Source organism: Rugamonas rubra (genome assembly GCF_900114705.1).
Lineage (GTDB): Bacteria > Pseudomonadota > Gammaproteobacteria > Burkholderiales > Burkholderiaceae_D > Rugamonas > Rugamonas rubra.
Genome location: NZ_FOTW01000033.1, coordinates 33,213 through 55,694, shown reverse-complemented (window position 1 = coordinate 55,694; position 22,482 = coordinate 33,213). Strand labels below are relative to the sequence as shown.

General features: G+C 71.6%; 18 protein-coding genes. 16 read left to right on the top strand and 2 right to left on the bottom strand.

Annotation, left to right across the window (positions count from 1 at the left end; genetic code table 11):
• Positions 1 to 273 precede the first annotated feature (273 nt).
• From BM252_RS26800 to BM252_RS31490, 16 genes are all read left to right on the top strand, one after another.
• Entirely contained in the window at positions 274 to 768 is a 495-nt protein-coding gene (locus BM252_RS26800) for a hypothetical protein (RefSeq protein ID WP_093390724.1), read from the top strand.
• An 81-nt stretch (positions 769 to 849) separates the two neighbouring features.
• Positions 850 to 2,349, top strand: a complete 1,500-nt coding sequence (gene tssK / locus BM252_RS26795; protein ID WP_093390723.1) for a type VI secretion system baseplate subunit TssK — start codon at positions 850 to 852, stop codon at positions 2,347 to 2,349.
• Positions 2,349 to 3,140, top strand: coding sequence for a DotU family type IV/VI secretion system protein (locus tag BM252_RS26790; protein ID WP_093390722.1), 792 nt, complete (start codon positions 2,349 to 2,351; stop codon positions 3,138 to 3,140). Before tssK ends, BM252_RS26790 begins: the two co-directional genes overlap by 1 nt.
• Entirely contained in the window at positions 3,137 to 7,246 is a 4,110-nt protein-coding gene (locus BM252_RS26785; RefSeq protein ID WP_093390721.1) for a type VI secretion system protein, read from the top strand. The genes BM252_RS26790 and BM252_RS26785 overlap by 4 nt, the downstream gene beginning before the upstream one ends.
• Positions 7,243 to 8,373, top strand: coding sequence for a type VI secretion system protein TssA (gene tssA, locus BM252_RS26780; protein WP_093390720.1), 1,131 nt, complete (start codon positions 7,243 to 7,245; stop codon positions 8,371 to 8,373). Before BM252_RS26785 ends, tssA begins: the two co-directional genes overlap by 4 nt.
• Entirely contained in the window at positions 8,363 to 8,908 is a 546-nt protein-coding gene (locus tag BM252_RS26775) for a hypothetical protein (RefSeq protein ID WP_093390719.1), read from the top strand. The genes tssA and BM252_RS26775 overlap by 11 nt, the downstream gene beginning before the upstream one ends.
• A 135-nt stretch (positions 8,909 to 9,043) precedes the next feature.
• Positions 9,044 to 9,727 carry a type VI secretion system contractile sheath small subunit gene (gene tssB / locus BM252_RS26770; protein ID WP_093390718.1) on the top strand — a complete coding sequence of 228 codons (684 nt, stop codon included), beginning with the start codon at positions 9,044 to 9,046 and terminating at the stop codon, positions 9,725 to 9,727.
• 56 nt (positions 9,728 to 9,783) lie between these two features.
• Positions 9,784 to 11,340: a type VI secretion system contractile sheath large subunit gene (gene tssC, locus BM252_RS26765; protein WP_093390717.1), complete on the top strand. Its 1,557-nt coding sequence runs from the start codon at positions 9,784 to 9,786 to the stop codon at positions 11,338 to 11,340.
• A gap of 70 nt (positions 11,341 to 11,410) precedes the next feature.
• Positions 11,411 to 11,893 (top strand): Hcp family type VI secretion system effector, encoded by a 483-nt coding sequence (locus tag BM252_RS26760; RefSeq protein ID WP_093390716.1) that lies wholly within the window; start codon positions 11,411 to 11,413, stop codon positions 11,891 to 11,893.
• Between the two features lie 3 nt (positions 11,894 to 11,896).
• Positions 11,897 to 12,379, top strand: coding sequence for a type VI secretion system baseplate subunit TssE (gene tssE / locus BM252_RS26755; RefSeq protein WP_093390715.1), 483 nt, complete (start codon positions 11,897 to 11,899; stop codon positions 12,377 to 12,379).
• On the top strand, positions 12,376 to 14,307 hold the full coding sequence (gene tssF, locus BM252_RS26750) for a type VI secretion system baseplate subunit TssF (RefSeq protein ID WP_093390714.1): 1,932 nt from the start codon (positions 12,376 to 12,378) through the stop codon (positions 14,305 to 14,307). The genes tssE and tssF overlap by 4 nt, the downstream gene beginning before the upstream one ends.
• Positions 14,280 to 15,605: a type VI secretion system baseplate subunit TssG gene (locus BM252_RS26745; protein ID WP_093390713.1), complete on the top strand. Its 1,326-nt coding sequence runs from the start codon at positions 14,280 to 14,282 to the stop codon at positions 15,603 to 15,605. The genes tssF and BM252_RS26745 overlap by 28 nt, the downstream gene beginning before the upstream one ends.
• Positions 15,602 to 17,554 carry a type VI secretion system Vgr family protein gene (locus BM252_RS26740; protein WP_093390712.1) on the top strand — a complete coding sequence of 651 codons (1,953 nt, stop codon included), beginning with the start codon at positions 15,602 to 15,604 and terminating at the stop codon, positions 17,552 to 17,554. The genes BM252_RS26745 and BM252_RS26740 overlap by 4 nt, the downstream gene beginning before the upstream one ends.
• Position 17,555: 1 nt before the next feature.
• Positions 17,556 to 18,236 (top strand): toxin-antitoxin system YwqK family antitoxin, encoded by a 681-nt coding sequence (locus BM252_RS26735; RefSeq protein WP_093390711.1) that lies wholly within the window; start codon positions 17,556 to 17,558, stop codon positions 18,234 to 18,236.
• Between the two features lie 10 nt (positions 18,237 to 18,246).
• Positions 18,247 to 18,486 (top strand): hypothetical protein, encoded by a 240-nt coding sequence (locus BM252_RS26730; protein WP_139236767.1) that lies wholly within the window; start codon positions 18,247 to 18,249, stop codon positions 18,484 to 18,486.
• Position 18,487: 1 nt separating this feature from the next.
• Positions 18,488 to 19,507 (top strand): eCIS core domain-containing protein, encoded by a 1,020-nt coding sequence (locus BM252_RS31490; RefSeq protein ID WP_217429973.1) that lies wholly within the window; start codon positions 18,488 to 18,490, stop codon positions 19,505 to 19,507.
• 174 nt (positions 19,508 to 19,681) lie between these two features.
• Here the strand turns inward: BM252_RS31490 and BM252_RS26720 are convergent, their stop codons facing one another.
• Positions 19,682 to 20,566, bottom strand: coding sequence for a hypothetical protein (locus BM252_RS26720; RefSeq protein WP_093390709.1), 885 nt, complete (start codon positions 20,564 to 20,566; stop codon positions 19,682 to 19,684).
• A 234-nt stretch (positions 20,567 to 20,800) separates the two neighbouring features.
• Positions 20,801 to 22,102, bottom strand: coding sequence for an NRAMP family divalent metal transporter (locus BM252_RS26715; protein ID WP_093390708.1), 1,302 nt, complete (start codon positions 22,100 to 22,102; stop codon positions 20,801 to 20,803).
• Positions 22,103 to 22,482: the final 380 nt, after the last annotated feature.

Here is a 22,482-nt window from a genome sequence, read left to right as displayed (position 1 = left end):
CCGGCTCATCGCTCCCGATTCGATAGTGATTGCGGCGCTGTTGCGCCGTTTTTTGTTATGGGAAGATTATTCTTCGCTGGTGACATTCGGTGAGAATCTGCATGGAAAACTGAAGCACAATACGACTCATAGAGTTTTCATTACTGCAATTGTTTGGCGATGCTGTTTTGTCAGTCCGTTACCAGGCCAGCCCCCATGCACCCTGTTTCGCTGTCATCCTTCAGTCTTCCCATCTTGCCGCGCGGCCAACGCCCGCGCCTAGTCGCGCCTGCGTTGCTCCACCTGTCGCTCCTGCTTCTCCCCCTGTCCCTGGTCGGCTGCGGCGTGCTGTCGCCCGGCGCCCCCAAGCTCAAGCTGGGCGAGGTGCGCGTGCTGGCCGCGCCAGACGCCAACCGCAACAGCGCGGTGGTGTTCGAGCTGGCCCTGGTGTCCGACCCGGCGCTCGAGCAGCGCCTGATGAACCCGGCCGAAAAATGGTTCGGCGCCGGCGCCGACCTGGCCGCCAGCTATCCGCAAACCCTGCGCGTCTACCACTGCGAGGTGACGCCCGGCCAGGAGCTGGGCCTGCCGTCGCGCTTGTTCGAGGGCCAGCGCGCCTACGCCGTGTTCGTCTTCGCCGACCTGGCCGACGGCGAGCGGCGCGGCCGCATCGAGGGCTGGGGCGAGGGCGGTGCGATCAGCTTCGCCCGCACCGGCTGGAGCCTGACGCCGCGCGACAAGAAGACGCCGGCGCCGCAGCCGCCGCCGCCCATGCGCTGCGACAGCTGAGCGGCTGCGCCGGACGGCGCCGGCCGCAACGAGCAGCACACCGCAACGTCACCCAGGCTTACTTCGGCAGGACGGGAATCCATGAAATTGAGCACCAACGAGGCTGTGTCGATTCCGATTGACGCCATCAAATGGCACGACGGGCTGCTGCTGGCGCCGGTGCATTTCGAGAAGCTGGCGCAGCGCCACGAGGAGCTGGTGGCCTACCACGTGCGCGCCGCCGCGCCCTACGCCTGGGGCGTGCGCAGCCTCAAGTTCAAACGCGACCGCATCGCCGAGGGCGCGCTGTCGGTGCTCGAGCTGGAGGCGATCATGCCGGACGGCCGCCTGGTCAGCTACCGCGGCAAGCCGGCCGAGGGCGGACGCGGCGCGGCGGCCGGCGGCCAGACCGCGCTGACCCTGAACGTCGGCGCCGAGCAGTTGCGCGCGCTGCGCGAGGGCGGCGTGGCGCGCCACGTGGTCTGCGTGGTGCTGGGCGCCGCCGTCGACCAGCCGGCGCCCGGCAGCGGGCGCGACGAACCGGCCGCGCAGTTCGTCGCGCCCTTCGTCCAGCTGGCCCTGGAGAGCGAGCTGCGGCCGGGCCAGGAGATCTATCTGCCGCTGGCCCACCTGGTCAGCGAGAGCCAACAACTGAAGGTGGCGCCGTTCATCCCGCCGCTGCTCGACATCGCGGTGGCGGCGCCGGACGGCCACGCCTCGCTGCGCGCCCGCGCCGAGGCGCTGCGCGAGCGCCTGGCCGGCACCGAGAGCCGGCTGGTGGCCATGGTGCGCGAGGCGGCCGGCCAGAGCGACGAGCGCGTCGAGCGGCGCGAGCGGCTGCGCAACGTCAGCAGCGCGCTGGCGCAGCTGCGCGCCCTGCTGGGGCTGGGCGTGGTGGCGCCGGCCCAGCTGTATCTGACGCTGGGCGGCATGCTCGGCCCGCTGGGCATGCTGCGCGAACTGGAGGAGCTCGACGAGGCGGGCGAGTTGAACCAGGCCTCGCAGGAATTGGCCGACTACCGCCACGACGATCCCGAGAGCACCTTCGTCGAGCTGCTGCGGCAGATCGGCGGCCTGCTCGACCTGCTGGCGCAGCGCTACAGCACGCTGTTGTTCGAGCACGACGGCGTATCCTTCCGCCGTCCGCTGGGCGTGGCCGAGTTGGAGGGCTGGCCCAGCACGCCGCTGAGCGGCGGCGAGGCCAGCGCGCCGGTGTTGCTGCTGCGCCTGCGCGGCCTGAGCGGCGCCCAGGCGCAGCGCTGGCTGGCCTCGGCGGTGATCGCCTCGGCCCAGCCGCTGCGCGGCGTGCGCGAGCGGCGCGGCCTGGGCACGCGGCGCTACCGCGTCGCCGACGACGGCCTGCTGCACGCGCTGGTGGAGGAGGGCGGCATCGTGCCGCCGCCGCAGGCCAGCATCGAGGCGCAGGGGCTGCGCTCGTCCAACAGCTGCCTGCTGGCCTTGCAGATCGATCCCGAGCTGGTGCAGGCCGGCCAGGCGCTGGTGTTGCAGGGGCCGGTCGAGTCGGGGCCGAGCGAGATCATGCTGCTGGTGGCGCGCGAGGATGGCGCCGCCACCGCCGCTTCCCATTCGGGCCGGACGTGATGGCTGCCGACAGCCCGATGCCGCCCAGCGACAGCCTGCTCAGCGAGCAGCTGCTGGCCTTCCACACCGAGCTGGTGGCGCTGCGCCGGCAGTTGTCGGAGCAGCTCGAACCGGGCGATCAGGGCCTGGCGCTGGCCAAGCTGAGCGAGCTTCTGCGCGGCCAGCTGGACTGGCAGAGCGCGCAGGCGCTCGGCCAGGGCGGCCGCTTCGTCCACGAGTACGAACTGGAGGCGCGCTATTTGAAGGTGGCGCTGGCCGACGAGATGCTGATCGGCCTGACCGACTGGCCGCTGCGCGACGAGTGGGTCGCCTGTCCGCTCGAGCAGCAGCTGTTCGGCACGCGCAGCGCCGGCGAGCGCGTCTTCGACCGCATCGAGCGCTTGCTGCGCGAGGCCCAGCCGGCGCGGCGCGACATGGCGCAGCAGTACCTGCTGGCCCTGTCGATGGGCTTCCAGGGCCGCTACCGGGGCGGCGGCCGGCCGCAGGAGGTGCTGCAAAAGTGGCGCCTCGACCTGTACCGCTTCATCGCCGGCGGCCCGCCGGACGAGGCCATGCTGCCCGGCCGCGAGGAGGACTTCCACGACCTGGGCCGGCGCCTGATGCCGCAGGCCTACGCCCACACCGCCAGCGACGCGCCCTTGCAGCGCCTGCCCAGTCCGCGCCGCTGGATGATCGTGTTCGTGCTGCTGGCGTTGGCGCTGCTGCTGGCCTCGCAGTGGATCTGGCATGCCGGCACGGCGCCGCTGAGCGAGCATTTCGAGCGCTCGACGGCGCTGCGGAGCGCGCCATGACGCCGGCCGCCGCCAGGGACGGCAGCGCGCTGCTGGTGGCCGGCGTGCTGCTGGTGCTGCTGCTGGCGCTGTGCCTGGGGCTGTTCTTTTACGTGCTGCGGACGGCGCGCCGGCGCGCCGCCGCCGCGCCCGCCGACACCGCTGCCGGCGCGGCGGCCGGCGCGGCCGCAACGGCCGCAATGGCCGCCCCGGCGGCCGCGGCCGACACGCTGGCGGCGCGGCTCGACCAGGCGCTCGACGCCGCCTTCGCCTCGGCGCGCGAATGGGTCAGCAGCGGCCGCTCGAACGAGGAGGTGCCGCTGGTCTGGCTGGCCGGCGAAGCCGGCTCCGGCAAGTCCTCGTTGCTGCGCATGGCCGACGGCGGCGACGACGCCGGCCAGGGCGTGCTCAGCTGGCACCGCCTGCCGCAGGGCTGGGTGCTGGAGACCGACGCCAGCTTCCTGGGCCTGGACGACAGGGCCGGCGCGCCCGGCTGGCGCGCGCTGGCCGAGAAGCTGCGGCGCAACCGGCCGCGCCGGCCGCTCGACGCCGTGCTGCTGACCCTGCCGGCCGACTCCCTGCTGGGCCAGGACGCCTGGCCGTTGGCCGAGGTGGAGCGGCGCGCCGCGCTGGTGCAGCAAAGCCTGGCCGAGATGCAAAGCCTGCTCGGCCTGCGCCTGCCGGTTTACCTGCTGATCACCCGCGCCGACGCGCTGACCGGCTTCGGCGCCTTCGCCGAGTCGCTGCCGCCGGGCCTGCGCCAGGCCATGCTGGGCTGGTCCAACCCGCAGCAGCTGGAGGCCGCCTTCAGCCCCGACTGGGGCCGCGACGCCTTCGTCGCGCTGCGCCGGCAGGTCTGCGCGCTGCAGGCCGAGCTGCTGGCGGCGGGCCGGCCGCCGGCCGACAGCGACAGCTTCTTCCAACTGCCCGGCCAGGTCGACCGGCTGGGCGCGCCGGTCGGCGCCTACCTGGCGCGGCTGATGGGCGTCTCGGCGCACGGCGAGGCGCCGCTGCTGCGCGGCGTCTACCTGTGCGGCGACCCGGCCGCCGCGCCCGGCCGCGCCGAGCCGCTGTTCATCCGCGACCTGCTGGCCTTCAAGGTCTTCCCCGAACGCGCGCTGGCGCGGCCGCTGCGCGGCCAGCACCTGTCGCGCGACAAGCGGGTGCGCCGCTGGGTCGCCGCCAGCGCCGCCCTGGCCCTGCTGTGGGGCGGCGCGCTGCTGTGGGCGGCGCTCGACCTGCGCGGCCGCGCCGACGCGCTGCTGGCCACGCTGGGCCGCATCGAGCACGAGCAGCGCATCCGCAGCGACGGCGTGGCCAAGTACGGCGCGCTGCCGTTCACCTGGTACCAGTCGGCGGCGCAGGGCCTGATGGACTCGATGCTGGGCCACGACGACAGCCTGGTCTACCTGGCCATCCCGGCCTCCTGGCACTGGCCCGGCCGGCAGGGGCTGGACCAGCGCATCGACCAGCGCTTCACCGAGGGCTTGGAAAACATCGTGCTGCGCACGCTGGCCAAGGGGCTGAACCTGCAGGCGGTGGCGCTGAGCGGGGTCGGCCACGACGCCGTCTCCACCGAGCTGACCGGCACGCCGTCCTGCGAGCTGGCGCCGTTGGCGTCCGGCGGCGCCGCCACCGTGCTGCTCAGCGACAGCCCGTCCTTCGCCGCGCTGCACCGCCTCGTCGACGGCACGGTGACGTTCGAGCAGTGGCAGGCCCGCTTCGACCGCCTGCAGAACAAGGACGAGGGCACCATCGAGGACCTGGGCAAACTTGGCGCCTACACCAAGGCCTACACGCTGCGGCCGGAGCAGCGTCCCGAGCACCACCGCTACCTGCGCGAGGCGCTGCGCGGCGCCGGCATGGAGCAGAAGCTGGCGCCGCGCGGCGCCTACGAGGCCAGCATGGTGTGCGCCTTCCGCCTCAACAGCGAGCGCTTCCTGGCGCAGACGCTGGACGAGCACCGCGCGTTGCAGCTGGCCGTGGCGGTCGACCAGGAGCTGCGCAGCGGCATCGGCCAGGCCGACGGCCACCGCTTCGACCAGCTGCAACGCCAACTGCACGAGCTGGGCCGCTGGCTGGGCGCGCCCGGCACGCGCTGGCTGTCCGGCCAGGAGGGCGACTTCGGCAAACCCTACGCCGCGCTGCTCGAGCAGGTCGGCAAGTCGGCCATGCTGGGGCCGCAGGCGGCGCACGCGCTGCGCGAGGAGACGCAGAAGCGGGTGCTGGCGCTCCAGCAGCGCCTGCTGGCGGCCGGCGGCGACAGTCCGGTGCTGCAGCGCGGCAGCGACGGCGGCAAGTTGGTGCTGGTGCCCGAGGTGGCGCACATGGAGGCCGGCCTGGGCGCGCTGCTCAAGCAACCCTTCATGCAGCTGTCGCCCGGCGCGGTGGCGGGCGCGGCGGCCGAGGGCGCGGCCGGCGACGGCGGCGCGGGCCTGGTGACCTGGGACATGAACGTGCTCAACCGCACCCTGCTGATGGTCGGCGAGCAGCGCGCCTACATGGGCCGGGTGCTGGCCAGCTTCCCCTTCCAGTTCCAGGCCGAGCTGCAAAGCGTGGCCGACCAGCGCCTGGCCGCCAACCTGCTGGCCGGCGTGGCGCTGGCGCGTTCGCGCACCAGCGACCCGCAGGAGGCTTGGCAGCGCCTGGGCCAGTCGCAAAAACTGCTCACCGCGCTGCTCGACGCGGTGCGCAGCCAGGGCAGCCCGGCGCAATACCGCGGCATGGCCGACAAGCTGGCGCAGCAGGCCGCCGCCGGCCTGCGCTGGCTGCAGGGCGACTTCCAGGCCGGCGCGCCGTACCGGCCGCGCGAGGGCGGCTTCAACTGGTGGCAGGGCAGCCCGAACCCGGCCGCCCAGGGCTTCGCCGGCGGCCAGGCCGCCGCGCTGGAGGAGTACTTCATCAACCAGCACGCCCAGCTGGAGAACAGCGTCAAGCTGGCGCAACCGCTGCTGCGCCTGCTCGAATCGGCCGACGCCGGCGCCGCCGAGGCGGCCGCCACCGCCAGCGGCCACGGCGGCATCGCCGACTACTGGCGCGGCCTGGCGGCCGAACTGGCGCGCTTCCAGTCGAAGCATCCGAACTCGCGCATCACCCAGCTCGACAACTACATCCGTGGCGAGCTGGCCGAGACCGACCTGCAGAACTGCAGCGGCCGCAGCGGCGCGGTGTTCGCCAGCGGCGCCAACGACTTCTTCGCGCTGCGCGGGCGCATGCTGGCCAGCCAGATGGCGGTGCGCTGCCAGGAGCTGGTGCGCGGCGGCGCCATCACCGCCTACCAGAGCCTGAGCGCGGCGTTCCGCCAGAACCTGGCCGGCCGCTTCCCCTTCGCCGACGTCGGCCACGAGGGCGAGACGGCCGACATCGACGACGTCGCCACCTTCTTGCGCAGCGTCGACCGCTACGCCGCCGCCGCCGCGCGCCAGCCGCCCGACGCGCGGGCGCGCGACTTCGTCGGCGCCGCCGAGCGGGCGCGCACCCTGCTGGCGCCGCTGCTGGCGCCGGCCGACGGCGGCGACGCCCCCGGCTACGAGCTGAGCGTGCGCTTCCGTGTCAACGAGCGCGGCGAAAGCGACGGCAACAACCAGCTGCGCGGCGAGTTGGAGGGCAACCGCATCGTCGACTGGACGCTGCAGAGCGGCGAGCGCAGCGTGGCCTGGCACAGCGGCACGGCCGGCGCGGCGCAAACGCTGCCCTGGCGTCTGGGCATGCCGTTGGTGCTGACCCTGCGCTGGGCCGAGAACACGCCGACCTTGCCCTACCGCGACGGCCGCGACCTGCGCATGAACGTGCAGGGGCGCGACGTGGTGTACCGCTTCAACGAGCCGTGGTCGCTGCTGCGCCTGCTGGCGGGCTATCGCGTGGCGCCGCCGGCCGGCACCGCGCCGCGCTACGAGACGCTGCGCTTCGAGATCCCGACCGCGCCGCAGGCGGCCGGCGCCACCGTGGCGGCGGCGCGGGCGCGCGTCTTCATGCGCCTGGCGCTGAGCCCGGCGGGCAAGAAGGAGACCCTGGCGTATTCCCAGTTGCCGGTCGACGCGCCGGCGTCCGACAACCCTGAACAGGTTCGCAGTGTGCAGATTCGCGAGGCCATGATGAACACTCTCCCCACCGGCGGTGCGCGATGAGCGCCGCCCTGATGCCCGACGGCCTGGCCGCGCTGCTGCTGCCCATTTCGCCGCAGGCGCCCTGCGGCGTGCCCAAGCCCGGCGACGGCATCTTCCAAAAGATCGCCGAGGCGGCCCGCGAGGACGACGCCAACCTGCCGCAGGGCATCTGGGAGCAGCCGCACAAGCGGGCCGACTGGAGCCTGGTCGAGCAGCTGTGCGCCGACACGCTGGCGCACAACGTCAAGGACCTGCGCATCGTCGCCTGGCTGGCCGAGGCCTGGCTGCGCCAGCGCGGCCTGGAGGGCCTGGTCGACGGCGCCCGCCTGCTGCAGGCGACGCTGGAGCAGTACTGGGACGGCCTGTACCCGCTGGCGGAGGACGGCGACCTCGACGCCCGGCTGGCCGCGCTCGAATGGTTCGACCGCCACATGGCGCAGGCGCTGGGCGGCGTGCAGATCGCCGCCGGCGCCTCGCCGGCCGGGCGCCTGTTCACGTTGGCCGAGTGGGCGCTGGTGCTGCGCCACGAACGCCAGGGCGCCCAGGCGGCCGGCGCGCGGCGCGGCGCCACGCCGGCGCCGGGCGACGGCAAGGAGTTGACCCGGCAGCACTTCAACACGGCGGTGGCGATGACGCCGGCGCACTTCTACCAGGTGCTGCAACAGCAGCTGCTGGCCACGGCGGCGGCCTTGGAGGCGCTGACCCAGGCGCTGGCGGCGCGGCTGGACCAGCAGGCGCCACGGCTGGCCGCCATCGAGGGCCGCCTGGCGGAGTGCTGCCAAGCCTTGCAGGAGCTGGCCGGCCTGTCCTGGGAGACGGCGCCGGAGCCGGACGAGGACGACGCCGCCTGGCCCGGCGAGGACGGCGGCCAGGGCATGGAGCGCAGGTTGGCGCACGAGGCCGACCGGCGCCAGGCGCGCGGCCGCGCCAACGCCGGCGCGCCGCGCAGCCGCGACGAGGCCTACCAGCGGCTGGAGGAAGCGGCCGACTATCTGCTGCGCACCGAGCCGCACAGTCCGGTGCCCTACCTGGTCAAGCGCGCGGTGGGCTGGGGCGGCATGCCGCTGGCCGAGCTGTTGCAGGAGCTGATGGACAACGAGAGCGATTTGAAGCAGATCTACCGGCTGCTGGGCACCCATGGTCGCTAGAGCGCCGAGCATATTCGCGCCGGCGGCGGCGCTGCTGCAACGCCGCGAGGCGACCGCGGCGCCGACACAAGGGCAGGGGCCGGGCGGTGGTGGTGCCGGCGCCGCCGCCGCCCGGCCGGCGCGGCCGCTGCAGCAGCGCCTGTATCCGAACCTGCGGCCGGTCGGGCTGGACCCGGGCGCGCGGGAGCAGGCTTTTTCGCTGCACGAGTGGTATGGCAGCTACGGCATGCGCGGCGGCGGCGGCCGCGGCCTGTATGTGCCCAACGCGCGCTACGTGTTCGTGCGCACGCAGGGCGGCGAGACCTTGCTGCATCCGCGCCTGCGCCATCCGGCCTTGGCGCAGGGCGAGCCGGTGCGCTATGCCGGCGAGGCGTATTTCGAGAGCGGCGCGCTGCGTTGGTGGAGCAACGCCTCGGGCCACTACCGGCCCGACCCGCAGCACGCGCCGCAGGCCGGCTTGCCGATGGCGCTGTTCCGCAGCTGGGACGACGTGGTGCGGCGCGGCGCCCGGCCGGCGCCGGCGCGGGGCAAGTGAGGGCGGCGCCGCCGGCGGCCGTTTGTGGTTGGTGCTGTTGTCGTACTGGTTTGGTTTGCGTACCTGTTGTGCCTTCGTATCCGGCGCCGGCGCCTGTTCCGACGCTCCTGTCCACCTGTCTAAAAGGAGTTTGCGATGTCTAGCGAAAGCAGTCAAAAGTGGTTAGAACGGAACCGCCCGCCGCGCGTGCAGATCTGCTACGAGGTCGAGACCGGCGGCGCGCTGAAGAAGCGCGAATTGCCGCTGGTGGTCGGCATATTGGCCAACCTGGAGGGGCGCGACGACAGCCTGGTGCGCAAGCTGGCCGATCAGCGCTTCATCGAAATCGACCGCGACAACTTCGACGGCGTGATGGAGAAGGTGCAGCCGGAGCTGGTCTTTGGCGAGTTCAAGACCCGCCCCGGCATCGCCACCGGCAAGATCGCCTTCACCAAACTCGACCACTTCGAGCCCGGTTACCTGGTCGAGCACGTCGACGGCCTCAAGGAGCTGTACGGCCAACGCCAGCGCCTGCGCGACCTGATGGCCAAGATCGACGGCAACCGCGACCTGCACGACGCCCTGACCTCCGAACTGGACAAGACGTCCGGCCAGTTCGGCGGCTGGGTCGAGGCGGCCAAGCCGGGCGACAAGGATGCCGCGGGCGGCGCGACAGATCCCGCCGGCCTGACGCCGGAGGCGCTGGCCGCGCTGGCGCCGGAGGCCCTGAAGGCCGCCAGCGACGAGCAGCTCAAGGCGCTCAGCACGGAGCAGAAGGCCGCCCTGACCGAGGCGCAGAAGGCCGCCTTGAGCGATGAACAACGGACGCTGCTCGGCTAGGCCGGCAGCCCCCACCGCACATACAGGACGCCGTGGCGTCCGCGAGGAGAATTGAGATGGCAGACGAAGTGGTAGACAACAAGACCGGCACCATCAGCGCGGCCAGCAAGGCCGTGCTGGACAAGATCATCAAGGACAGCAAGATGGTGCTGGACCCGAACAACAGCGAGGCGATGGACGCCGCCGCCCACATGCTGCGCGAATTCGCCCAGCAGGCGGCGGCCAACAAGATCAAGGCCGACGAGAAGAAGGGCATCCTGAAGGCGCTGGGCGACGCCGTCGCCAGGCTCGACGAGGAGCTCACCCGCGGCCTCAACGAGTTGATGCACGCGCCCGAGTTCCAACGGCTGGAGAGCACCTGGCGCGGCCTGCACGGCCTGGTCAAGAACAGCGAGACGGGCGAGCGGCTCAAGCTGCGCCTGCTCAACACCAACAAGGGCGACCTGTTCGACGACCTGACCAAGGCGGTCGACGTCGACCAGAGCCAGTTGTTCAAGAAGATCTACGAGGAGGAGTACGGCACCTACGGCGGCGCGCCCTACAGCATGCTGGTGGCCGACCTGAGCATCGGCCGCAACCCGTCCGACATGATCCTGGTGAAGGAGCTGGCGCGGGTGGCGGCGATGGCCCACGCGCCGCTGATCGCGGCGGCCGACCCGGCGCTGTTCGACCTGGCCAGCTTCACCGACCTGGGCAAGCCGCGCGACCTGTCGAAGACCTTCGAGGCGGTCGACGCGGCCGAATGGCGCGCCTTCCGCAACAGCGAGGACTCGCGCTACGTCGCGCTGACCCTGCCGCGCTACCTGCTGCGCCTGCCCTATGGCGAAAAAACCCGCAAGGTGACCCAGTTCACCTTCGAGGAGTTCGGCGCCTTCAACTGGCGCGTCGACGACGACGGCGAGGCGGTGGCGCCGAGCGACCCGGACCAGACCAAGCGGCACGACGCCTACCTGTGGGGCAATTCGGCCTACCTGCTGGCGCAGCGCGTCACCGCCGCCTTCGCCCGCTACGGCTGGTCGGCGGCGATCCGCGGCGTCGAGGGCGGCGGCGCGGTGGAGGACCTGCCGGTGCACACCTTCAACACCGGCGAGGGCGACCTGGTGATGAAATGTCCGACCGAGGTGACCATCACCGACCGCCGCGAGAAGGAGCTCAACGACCTGGGCTTCATCGCCGTGGTGCACAAGAAGAACGAGAACGTCGCCGCCTTCTTCGGCGGCCAGACCGTCAACAAGCCGATCAGCTACAACCTGGCGCTGGCCAACGCCAACGCCGCGTTGTCGTCCAAGCTGCCGTGCATGCTGGCCGCCTCGCGCTTCGCCCACTACATCAAGGTGATCATGCGCGACAAGATCGGCAGCTTCGCCTCGCGCGACAACGTCGAGACCTTCCTCAACAACTGGATCGCCGACTACGTGCTGGTCAACGACAACGCCTCGCAGTCGCTGAAGGCGCAGTTCCCGCTGCGCGAGGCGCGCATCGACGTCACCGAGGACCCGGCCAAGCCCGGCGTGTACAAGGCGACGGTGTTCCTGCGGCCGCACTTCCAGCTCGAGGAGCTGACCGCCTCGATCCGCATGGTGGCCTCGCTGCCGGCGCCGGTGGGCGGCTAGCGCGGTCGTCGATTGACCAGGCCGGGCGCGGCGCCGCCGCGTCCGACATTCAAACTTGGGGAGAACTGACGTGGATGTGATTATTTTGGAAATGCCGGGCGTCGATGGCGAATGCCTGTTGAAAGACTATGTGAGCAAGATCGAGTGCCTGTCCTTCAGTCACGCGGTGGCGATGCAGATGACCAGCGACGTCAGCAACAAGGAGCGCACCTCGGGCAAGCCGAACGTGCAGGACTTCACGCTGTCGAAGTACATGGACAAGTCCTCGCCGGTGCTCAACCAGGCCTGCTGCGAGGGCCGCAAGATCGGCGACTGCAAGGTCACCATCGGCCGCAACGAGAGCGGGCTGGTGATGCCGATGATGGTCTACACGCTGAAGGACGCGATGATCTCCAGCGTCAGCGCGGCCTCGTCCGGCGGCGACAAGCCGGCCGAGACCTTGACCCTGAACTTCACCGCCATCCAGTGGGACTACACGGCGCAAAAGCCCGACTCGACGAAAGAGGGCAACGCCGGCGGCAAGTGGGACATGAAGACCAACAACGCGGGCTAGCGCATGGCCCACCTGGACCTGATGCACGGCGCCCGCGCGCCGCTGTTCGAACGCTTCGGCGGCAGCGCCGCCGAGGCGGGCTTCCTGCCGTGGCGCGCGGCGCGCCGCGACGGCCAGGAGCTGGCGCTGTCGGCGCTGGAGCGCTCCATCGGCGCCGAGCTGGCGCGCCTGCTCAACACCCGCTGCGCCGCCTCGCTGGCGCAGCTGGCCGGGCGCCAGCGCACGGTGCTCGACTACGGCCTGCCCGACTATTCGGCCTACTACACCGGCAGCCTGGACGACCGGCGCAAGCTGACCGCGCTGGTGCAGTCCACCGTGCAGGCCTTCGAGCCGCGCCTGCGCGAGGTGGAGGTGGAGCTGGCGCTGCCGGGCCACAGCCGGCACGCGCTCGACGTGGCGATCCGCGCCAAGGTGCTGCTGGAGGGCCGGCTCGAACCGGTCGCCTTCCAGGTGGCGGCGCTGGCCGAGGGCGGGGGGGCGCCATGAGCGGCGGCGGCCGGGGCGGCGACGAACTGCTCGACTACTACCAGCGCGAGCTGGACTACCTGCGCCACGCCGGCGCCGAATTCGCGCGGCGCCATCCGCACGCGGCGGCGCGGCTGGAGCTGGGCGGCCACGAGTCGCCCGACCCGCACGTCGAACGCCTGCTGGAGGGCTTCGCCTTCCTCAGCGGACGGGTGCGGCGCGAGCTCGACAGCGAGTTCCCCGAGATCGCCAACGCCCTGCTCGAGGCCCTGCTGCCCAACGTGACGGCGCCGCTGCCGTCGATGACCATCGTCCAGCTGGCGCCGGACCACAAGCAGGGCCTGGCCGCCGCCGGCCGCCTGATCGAGGCCGGCACGCCGCTGCACGCGGCGGCGCGGCGCGCCCAGGGCGGCGGCGAGGAGGTCAGCTGCCAGTTCCGCACCTGCTATCCGCTGACGGTGTGGCCGCTGCAGGTGGAGTACGCCGGGCTGGAGGCGCCGCACCTGCACCGCGGCCTGGCCGACCGGCCCGGGGTGGCCAGCGTGCTGCGCCTGCGCTTGCGCTGCGGCGCCGGCACCAGCTTCGGCGCGGGCGAGGGCGCCATCGCGCCGGAGCGCCTGCGCTTCCATTTGCACGGCGACTGGGACCGCGCCGGTCCCTTGTACGAGCTGCTGTTGTGCCAGGTGGCCGAGCTGCTGATGGTGGCGCCGGACGGCGACTGCGCCGACGGCCTGGCCGCCGGCGCGCCCCTGGCCTGGCGCGAGGTCGGCTTCGACGCCGCCGACGCCGTGCTGCCGGCCGCCGGCCAGGCCCACCCGGCCTACCGCCTGCTGCAGGAGTTCTTCGCCTTCCCGCGCAAGTTCCTGTTCTTCGAGGCGGACGGGATGGCGGCGCGGCTGAAGGCGCTCAGCGCCAGCATCGCGCCGCTGGCCTGCACCAGCGTCGACCTGCTGTTTCTGTTGGAGGGCCTGGCGCCGTCCGGTCTGCGCGTGGCGGCAGGCGACTTCCTGCTCGGCTGCACGCCGGCCATCAACCTGTTCCCGCGCACCAGCGAGACGCTGCGGCTGGACCGGCGCAGCGTCGAATACCGCCTCAGCCCGGACGCGCGGCGCGAGACCAGCACCGAGATCCACACCATCCTGGCCGTCGAGGCCAGCTACGCCGACGGCCAGCCGGCCATGGCGCTGGCGCCGTACTACGGCTTCGGCCAGGCCCGCCCCGACGAGCTCGCCGTGGCGGGGGCGGCCGGCGTGGCCGCCAACACCGCGCTGTGGATGGCGCGCCGCGTGCCGGCCGGCGCGCCCGGCATGGGCGGCACCGACATCCAGCTGTCCTTCGCCGAGCTGGACCACCGGCCCGGCCTGCCCGCCGCGCCGCTGGTGGCGGCGCGCACGCTGTGCACCAACCGCGACCTGGCGGCGCAGATCCGCCCCGATCCGCCCGGCGGCGCCACCTTCCTCGCCGCGCCGGCGGCCGGCGTGCTGCCGGTGCGCTGCCTGTACCAGCCGAGCCGGCAGCAAAGCCCGCCGCTCGACGGCGGCCAGCTGTGGCGCCTGGTCTCGCTGCTCAACCTGAACCAGCTGACCCTGGAGCGGCTGTCGGTCGAGCCGGAGGCGGCCAGCCTGGCCACCCTGCGCCAACTGCTCGAGCTGTGCGCCAGCGTCGGCGCGCCCGGCGGCGCGCGGCATATCCGCGCGCTCAAGCGGGTGCAGTGCCGGCCGGCGGTGCGGCCGGTGCGCGGCGGGCCGGCGCCGGGCTTCCGCCGTGGCTTCGAGATCGTCCTCGATCTGGCCGACGGCAACCACGGCGACGGCACGCCGCTGATGCTGGCGGCGGTGCTGCAACGCTTCTTCTGCCTGTACACCCCGATCAACTCCTTCGCCTGCGTCACCGCCATGCACGGCGAACAGAAAGTCAAAGAATGGCCCCCCGCGACCGCCGCCTGCTGAGCGGCCCGGCGGCGCAGCTGCTGCGCCAGCCGGCCGACTTCGACTTCTTCCAAGCGGTGCACCTGCTGGAGGAGGCGCGCCCGGAGACGGTGGCGCTGGGCAGCGGCAGCGAGCCGCTGCGCGAGGCGGTGGCCTTCCGCTCCAGCATCGGCTTCGAGTTCCCGGTGGCCGACCTGGTGCGCGCGCACGGCCCGGACGCCTACGAGCGCACCGTGCTGGAGGTGGCCTTCATGGGCCTGGCCGGCGCCGACGGCCCGCTGCCGGCGCCCTACACGGAGCTGGTGCAGCAGTGCGCCCGCGCCGACGGCGGCGTGGCCGGCATCGACGCGCCGCCGCGCTACGGCCCGAACGACGATGCCCGCGACTTCCTCGACATCTTCAACCACCGCCTGTTGTCGTTCTTCTACCGGGCGCGCAAGAAGCACCGGCTGGCGCTGGGCGCCTCCGGCGAGGCGCCGCTCGAGCGCATGCTGTTCCGCCTGATCGGCTTCGGCGAGGGACTGAACCGGCCGTGGCTGCGCCGGCCCGGCCTGGCGCCGCTGGCGGCAGGCGCCTCGGCGAGCGTCATCACGGGCGCGGCGGCATCGCTCTCAAGCGGCGCGGCAGGCGGCTCGGCAGGCGCCATGGAAAACGGCTCGGCAAGTGGCACGGAAAACAGCATGGAAAGCGGCCCGGCGGCCAACGCCGCCGCCAACCCCGCTGCCAACGCCGCTGCCAAGGCCGCCGCCAACGCCGCCGCCAACGCCGAGCCGGTGTCGAGCCGGATTCTGCTGCGCTACGCCGGCCTGCTGGCCTGCCAAAGCCGCTCGATGGCCGGTCTGCTGGCCATGCTGTCGGACGCCTTCGCCGTGCCGGTCGAGGGCAGCGAGCACCGTGGCCGCTGGCTCGCCATCGAACCTCGCTTCCAGAGCGCCCTCGGGCCGCACCACGGCCGCAACCGCGCGCTGGGCATGGACACGGTGCTCGGCGCCCGCGCCTGGGAGCCGGACGGCGCCATCGGCCTGGCCCTCGGCCCGATGCCGCTGGACCGCTTCCGCTCCTTCCTGCCGGGCGGCGCGGCGCACGACGTGCTGACCTTCCTGGTGCGCTTCTACCTGCGCCAAGACCTCGACGTCGAGATCACGCTGGTGCTGGCGGCCAGCGACGCCGAGCTCGACCGCGCCGCGAAACTGAACAGCGGCCAGCTGGGCTGGACCACCTGGCTGCGCGAGCGCCGGGCCGCAGCGCCGGTGTCGCCGCCGCTGCACCGCGCCAGCTTCGCGCTGCCGCGCTGGGCCGCCGAGCGGGGCGCGCCGTGAGCGCCGAAGGCCTGGCCCTCGGCTTCAGCGGTCCCGGCGGCACGCTGAATCTGCAAAGCCTGCACGGCGAGGAGGCCATGGGCGAGCTGTTCGTCTACCACCTGGAGCTGTCCTCGGCCGACGCGGCGATCGACTTCTCCAGCGTGGTCGGCCAGAACGCCACCGCCAGCGTGACGTTGGCCGACGGCGCGCTGCGCTACTTCAGCGGCGTGGTCACCCGTTTCGTGCAGGCCGGCGGCACGCCCGGCGGCGCCAGCTACCGCGCCGAGCTGCGGCCCTGGCTGTGGTGGCTGACGCTGGAGTTCGACGCCCGCATCTTCCAGCAGCAGAGCGCCGTGGAGATCATCCTGGCGCTGTTCGGCGAACTCGGTTTCACCGACTACCGCGACGGCACCACCGGCAGCCACAGCAAGCGCGACTACTGCGTGCAGTACAACGAAAGCGCCTTCGACTTCGTCTCGCGGCTGATGGAGGAGGAGGGCATCTACTACTACTTCGAGCACGCCGCCGGCAGCCACACGCTGGTGCTGCTCGACGGCGGCCAGGAGTACCCGGCCTGCGCCGGCCTGGACAGCGTGCGCTACCAGGACACCGGCATCAGCCGCGACGCCTTCGACCTGGTGTTCCGCTGCGAGGCCGAGCAGCGCGCCGTGCCGGCCAAGTTCGCCAGCGGCGACTTCAACTTCGAAACGCCGGCCGCCTCGGTCAGCGCCGACGCCGAGGGCAAGGGCGGCCGCATGCGCGTCTACGACTACCCCGGCGGTTACACCGTGGCGGCCGACGGCGCGGCGCTGGCCAAGCTGCGCATGCAGGCGCTGGCGCAGGGCCGCCAGGCGATCCGTGGCGACAGCAGCTGCCGCGCCTTCACCGCCGGCCACGCCTTCACGCTGGCCGGCCACTACCGCGCCGACCTGAACACCGACTACGTGCTGCAGCGCGTGCTGCACAACCTGAACCACGACAGCTACAGCAACAGCTTCGACGCCTTCCCGAAGACCCTGCCGTTCCGCTCGCCGCTGCGCACGCCGCGCGCGCGCATCCTCGGCACGCAGACCGCCACCGTGGTCGGCAAGGCCGGCGAGGAGATCTGGACCGACAGCTACGGCCGCATCAAGGTGCAGTTCCACTGGGACCAGCGCGGCAAGAAGGACGAGAACAGCTCCTGCTGGATCCGCGTGGCGCAGAGCTGGGCCGGCAAGGGCTGGGGCAGCTTCTTCCTGCCGCGCATGGGCCAGGAGGTGATCGTCAGCTTCCTCGACGGCGACCCGGACCGGCCGCTGGTCACCGGCGCCGTCTACAACGCCGAGCAGACCGTGCCCGAGCCGCTGCCGGCCAACCAGACGCGCAGCACCATGCGCAGCCGCTCCAGCAAGGACGGCTCGGCCGGCAACGAGCTGCGCTTCGAGGACAAGCTCGACGCCGAGGAGTTGTTCCTGCACGCGCAGAAGGACATGAACACGGTGGTCGAGAACGACCGCAGCACCCGCGTGGTGGAGGGCAAGGACAGCCTGGCGGTGGAGAAGGGCGAGCGCAGCGTCAACGTCAAGGGCGACGAGAACCACGTCAACCAGGCCAACTACACGCACAAGGTGACCGGCAACTACGAGTTGAAGGTCGACGGCAATTTGACCATCACGGTTGCCGGGAACATCAGCATCAAGGCCGACGGCAGCTTCAGCTGCGAGGCCGGCACTTCGCTCAGCAACAAGGCCGGCAGCACCTTCGCCAACGAGGCCGGCAGCGGCTTCACCAACAAGGCCGGGACCAGCTTCGCCAACGAGGCCGGCACCAGCTTCGCCAACAAGGCCGGCACCTCGCTGGAGAACAAGGCCGGCACGACGATGCTCAACGAGGCCGGCGTGTCGCTGACCAACAAGGGCTCCGCCTCGCAGACGGTGGACGGCGGCGGCATGCTGACCTTGAAGGGAGGGATCGTCAAGATCAACTGACATGAGCACCGCGCCACCGCCATCGAGCCCGGCCGGCATCGCGCCGTTCGCTCCCGCCCCCGTCTCCGGTCCGCTCAACGGCCAGGTGGACAGCCACACGCCGCAGGGCGCGCTGAGCTGCCGCGCCCATTTTGCCGGTGGCCTGCTGGACGGCGTGCTGCTGCTGTATGACGAGTCGCAGCGGCCCAGCCAGCGGGCGCTGTACCGGCGCGGCCTGCAGCACGGCAGGACGCAGTTGTTCGGCGACGGCCGCCTGCTGGCCGAGATCCAGTATTGCGACGGCCTGCGCGAGGGCCTGAGCTGCACCTACGACGAGGCCGAACAACTCAGCAGCAAGGTGCAGTATGTCGCCGGCCGCCAGCACGGCGCCGCCAGCTACTACTATCCCGACGGCGCCCTGGCGCGCAGCGCGCAGTTCGCCAACGGCCTGGCGCACGGCGAGCAGCGCGACTACAGCCCGGCCGGCCAGCTGCTGATGTCGACGCTGTTCGTCAACGGCAAGCGCCACGGCGCGCAGACGCGCTTCCACCTGAACGGCGCGCGCCAGGAGGTGGTCCATTTCAAGGACGGCAAGCCGGACGGCGAGCCGGTCCTCTACAACGAACAGGGCGAGCCTGTCGGCGCGGCGGCGGGCGGCGATGCGCCGCGCCGTTCGCTGCTGGCGCGCTTGATCGAAGGCTAGGAGCGGAAAAATGGAATATCGATTTTCATTCAACCAGCGCATGCTGGTCTGGCTGGGCGTGGCCCAGTTGCTGCTGTTGGCGCTGTGCTTCGCCATCGGACTGGTGCTGGGGCAATATCGCGGCCAGCAGGCAACGGCGCGGCCACACGCCTTGCCGGCGTCGGCCGCTACCTCGCCGGCGCCGGCGCCGCAGGCCCAGGCGTCGGGCAAGATCAAGGGCGCCGGCATCGCGCTCAACGAAGGAGAGTGACATGGCCAGTTCCAGTGGTATGTTGATTCAAGCGCATTTCGTCCACGGCATCGTGCCTGTGCCTGTGCCCGAGCCCGGTCGCGGCGGGCTGCCCGGCGCCGTGCAGCGCCGCGCCGACGCCAACATCATCCCGCTCGCCGCCGGCCAGTTGCAGCTGGCCGGCGCCGTCGGCCGCGCCCTGCCGGAATCGGTGCAGCGCAAGATGGAGGCCTTCTTCAAGGCCGACTTTTCCGACGTGCGCATCTACCAGGGGCCGCAGGCCCAGTCGATCGGTGCGCACGCCTTCACCATGGGGTCGAGCATCTACTTCGCGCCAGGCCAATATTCGCCGGACACGGCGCGCGGCCAGCAGCTGCTCGGCCACGAGCTGACCCACGTGCTGCAGCAGCGCGCCGGCCGGGTGCGCGCGCCGCAGGGCGGCGGCACGGTGGTGGTCAACGACCACGCGCTGGAGGCCGAGGCCGACCGCATGGGCAGCCGCGCGGCGGCGTTCCGGCCGGCCCACGTGCAGGCCAAGCTGGCGCCGCCCGGCCTGCCGCAGCGCGCCCAGCAGGCGGTGGCGCTGCAGGCGCGCCAGGCCGGGCATCGGCTGGTGGTCGGCGCCTATATGCACCAGGGCGCGGCCGGCGCCGGCGCGCCGCCCGACCTGGCGGGTCACGCCTTCGTCTCCTTGCAGGGGCCGGCCGGCGGCCGCCAGACATGGGGCTTCTCGCCCGAGAACTACAGCCGCTACGACCCGCGCAAGGATTTGGGCAAGCTGCGCGCCGGCGTGCCCGGCGTGGTGCACCGCGACGACCAGGCCTTTGCCAAGCCGGGCGTGAAGACGCGCAGCTACGCGCTCAGCCCGGCCCAGGCCAAGGCCGCGCTGGCCAAGATCGACGAGTACCGCACGCGCCACTACAGCTTCAGCGCGCAATCGCGCCAGTGCACCACCTTCGCCAGCGACGTGCTGCGCGCCGCCAACGTACCCGGCGCGCCGGCCGGCCGGCAGGCGCCGGGCGACTTCTACCGCAAGATCTGACGCCGCCATTTGCCCCAGCGCACCACCGGGGTCAGTGCCGACATTCGGACACAGACTCAGCCGTACTGGGCTAAGCGGCAGGGGCAATGGTTGAGGTCGTGTCTGAATGTCGGCACTGACCCCGGCTGCTGACCCCGGCTGCTGACCCCGGCTGGAGGCCACGATCTGACGCCGCTACTTGCGCTTGGCGAGTTCGGCGACGCGGCGCTGTAGTTCGCCGATCGGCGCCATGTCGGCGCTGAGCTTCGTTTGCACGGCGGCCAGCTGCTTGCCGAGCGCGGCCAGCGACTTGTTCAGGTTGTCGCTCATCTCCCTTTGCAGCGCGCTGTTCTGCACGGCGCGGGCGCCGCTTTGGTCGAGCGCGCGCTTGCCCTGCGCCAACAACTGGGCCTCGAAGTCGCCCAGTTGTTGGCGCAGCGCCGCCAGCGCCTCGGCGGACTGCTGCAAGGCCAGCTCCTGCCGCTGCGCCGCCGTCTCCAGCCCCTCTTGGCGCGGCGTGATCATCTCCAAACCCTGCCGCAGTTGTTCGCCGATACCGGCCAGCGCCGCGCTGTCGGCCAGCAGCTCGCGGAAGGACTGGGTGCCGCGCTCGACCTGCTCGGCCAGGCGGCGGGTGTGGTGCATGGTCTCCATCTGCTCGTTGCGCTGCTTGTCGTGCAGGTCCAGGTTGACGGCCACCATGTCGGACAAGGTGCGCAGCTGGAGATTGAACTGCTCGACGATGCGTTGGTTGAAGTCGGCGATGACGTCGCCGAGCGCGGCGGCCAACTTGTCTAGGCTTTGTTGGCGCAGCTGCTGGCCGAGGGCGATGAAGTCGGCGCGCAGCGCGTCGTCGGCGGCCAGTTGCGCCGCGTTGAAGTCGCTCTGACGGGCTGTGTGCTGCACGAATTGTTCGCTCAGCTGCGCGAATTGTTGGGCAAGTTGCGTATGCAGCGTGTGCAGGGCGGCAGCCTGTTGGGCCGACAGCGTCAGGCACTGGCGCTGGAAGCGCCACAGCGCCAGGCCAAGGCCGATCAGCACGATCACGGTCAGGACGGCGATAGCATCGGCCAAGCTCATTGTCGATCCTTCTGCAAGTCGGGGCGGCGGCTTACTGTCTGCGGCGCGGCGTTGCTGTGGCGGGTGCTGGGGGAGCTGTCCATTTTAAGGCGCTCTTGTCAATTTTGCCAGCCTTGCCGCCAGCTTGTGGGCGGCAATCGCACACGTCGCGCCCGCGCGCCGCGCCATGCGACGGCAAACCGCGCGGGAGCTTGCGGACCGGCGCCGGCACCAGCACCAGCGCCACTCTACATGTTAGCCCTGGCCCAGCGTGGCGAACATGGCCAGCACGGCGAGCGCCATGGCGCCGGTGGTCAGCCAGCCCAGCCACTTCAGCCGGCGGGTGATGACGAAGCGGCCCATGACGGCGACGCGCGCGCTCATCAACATCATCACGGCCATGATCGGCACCGAGATCACGCCGTTGACCACGGCGCTCCAGTACAGCGCCTTGATCGGGTCGATCGGCATGAAGCCGAGCGCCACGCCGGCCAGGGTGGAGAAGGCGATGATGGCGTAGAAGCGCTTGGCCACGTGCGGCTTGTGTTCCAGGCCCTTTTTCCAGTCGAAGGCGCCGGCCATGGCGTAGGCGGCCGAGCCGGCCAGCACCGGCACGGCCAGCAGGCCGGTGCCGATGATGCCGGCGGCGAACAGCAGGAAGGCGAACTCGCCGGCGATCGGGCGCAGCGCCATGGCGGCGTCGGCCGAGGTCTGGATGGTGTCGACGCCGTGGGCGTGCAAGGTCACGGCGGTGGTCAGGATGATGAAGAAGGCCACCAGGTTGGAGAAGCCCATGCCGAGCGCGGTGTCGATGCGGATGCGGCGGAAGCCGGCCCGCGCCTGCTCGGGCGCGACGATCAGCGGCAGCCGGCCGGGCGCGGCCTCGAGCTCCTCGACCTCCTGCGAGGCCTGCCAGAAGAACAGGTAGGGGCTGATGGTGGTGCCGAACACGGCCACCACGGTGGTGATGGTGGCGGCGTTCCACTCCAGCTTGGGCGCGAGGATGGCCAGGCCCACCTGCGGCCAGGAGATCTGCACGGCGAACACCACGCCGACATAGGCCAGCAGGCCGAGGGTCAGCCATTTGAGCAGGCGCACGTAGCGGCTGTAGGGCACGAACACCTGCAGCAGCAGCGAGACGAGGCCGAAGCCGGCGGCGTACAAATGGGCCGGGCCGCCGGCCAGCAGGGCCAGCGCGTCGCCCATGGCGGCGACGTCGGCGGCGATGTTGATGGTGTTGGCCACCAACAGCAGGCCGACGATGGCGTACAGCAGCGCGCGCGGGTAGTGCAGGCGGATGTTGCCCGCCAGTCCCTTGCCGGTGACGCGGCCGATGCGCGCGCTGATGATCTGGATGCCGACCATCAGCGGGTAGGTGAAGAACATGGTCCACAACAGGTTCAGGCCGAACTGGGCGCCGGCCTGCGAATAGGTGGCGATGCCGCTCGGGTCGTCGTCGGCGGCGCCGGTGATCAGGCCGGGGCCGAGTTTTTTCGCCCAGCTGCGCAGGGGGAGGGCGGCGACGAAGCCGGCGAAGGGGAAGAACGATTTTTGCATACAAATTCTCGCTACAAGGGATGGCCGAGGCGCATCCGGTCGTGATCAAGCGCCCGCCGGTGGGGGCGGGCACGACGTGTTTGACTTGTGGCGTAGTGATACTGACGAACGACGCTAGGCCTCGCATCCCGACAGCCCGCCGCGACGCCTTGGTGACAAGGCGTGCGTCCACATGGCGTAGGCGCACGGGAAAGCCGGCGCGCCAGGCACGTGGGGCGAAACTAGGACTGAGAAGCTTGCAGCATCGGCGGGGCGGAGGTGCTCCGGCCCGGGGGGACGCCATCATCCGCGTGGAGCAAGATGACGGCAGAAGAAGGGTTCTGCGTTTATCTTGTTCCGGCGGTGCCAGCTAGGCGCTGGCCACTACAATCACCTGAACA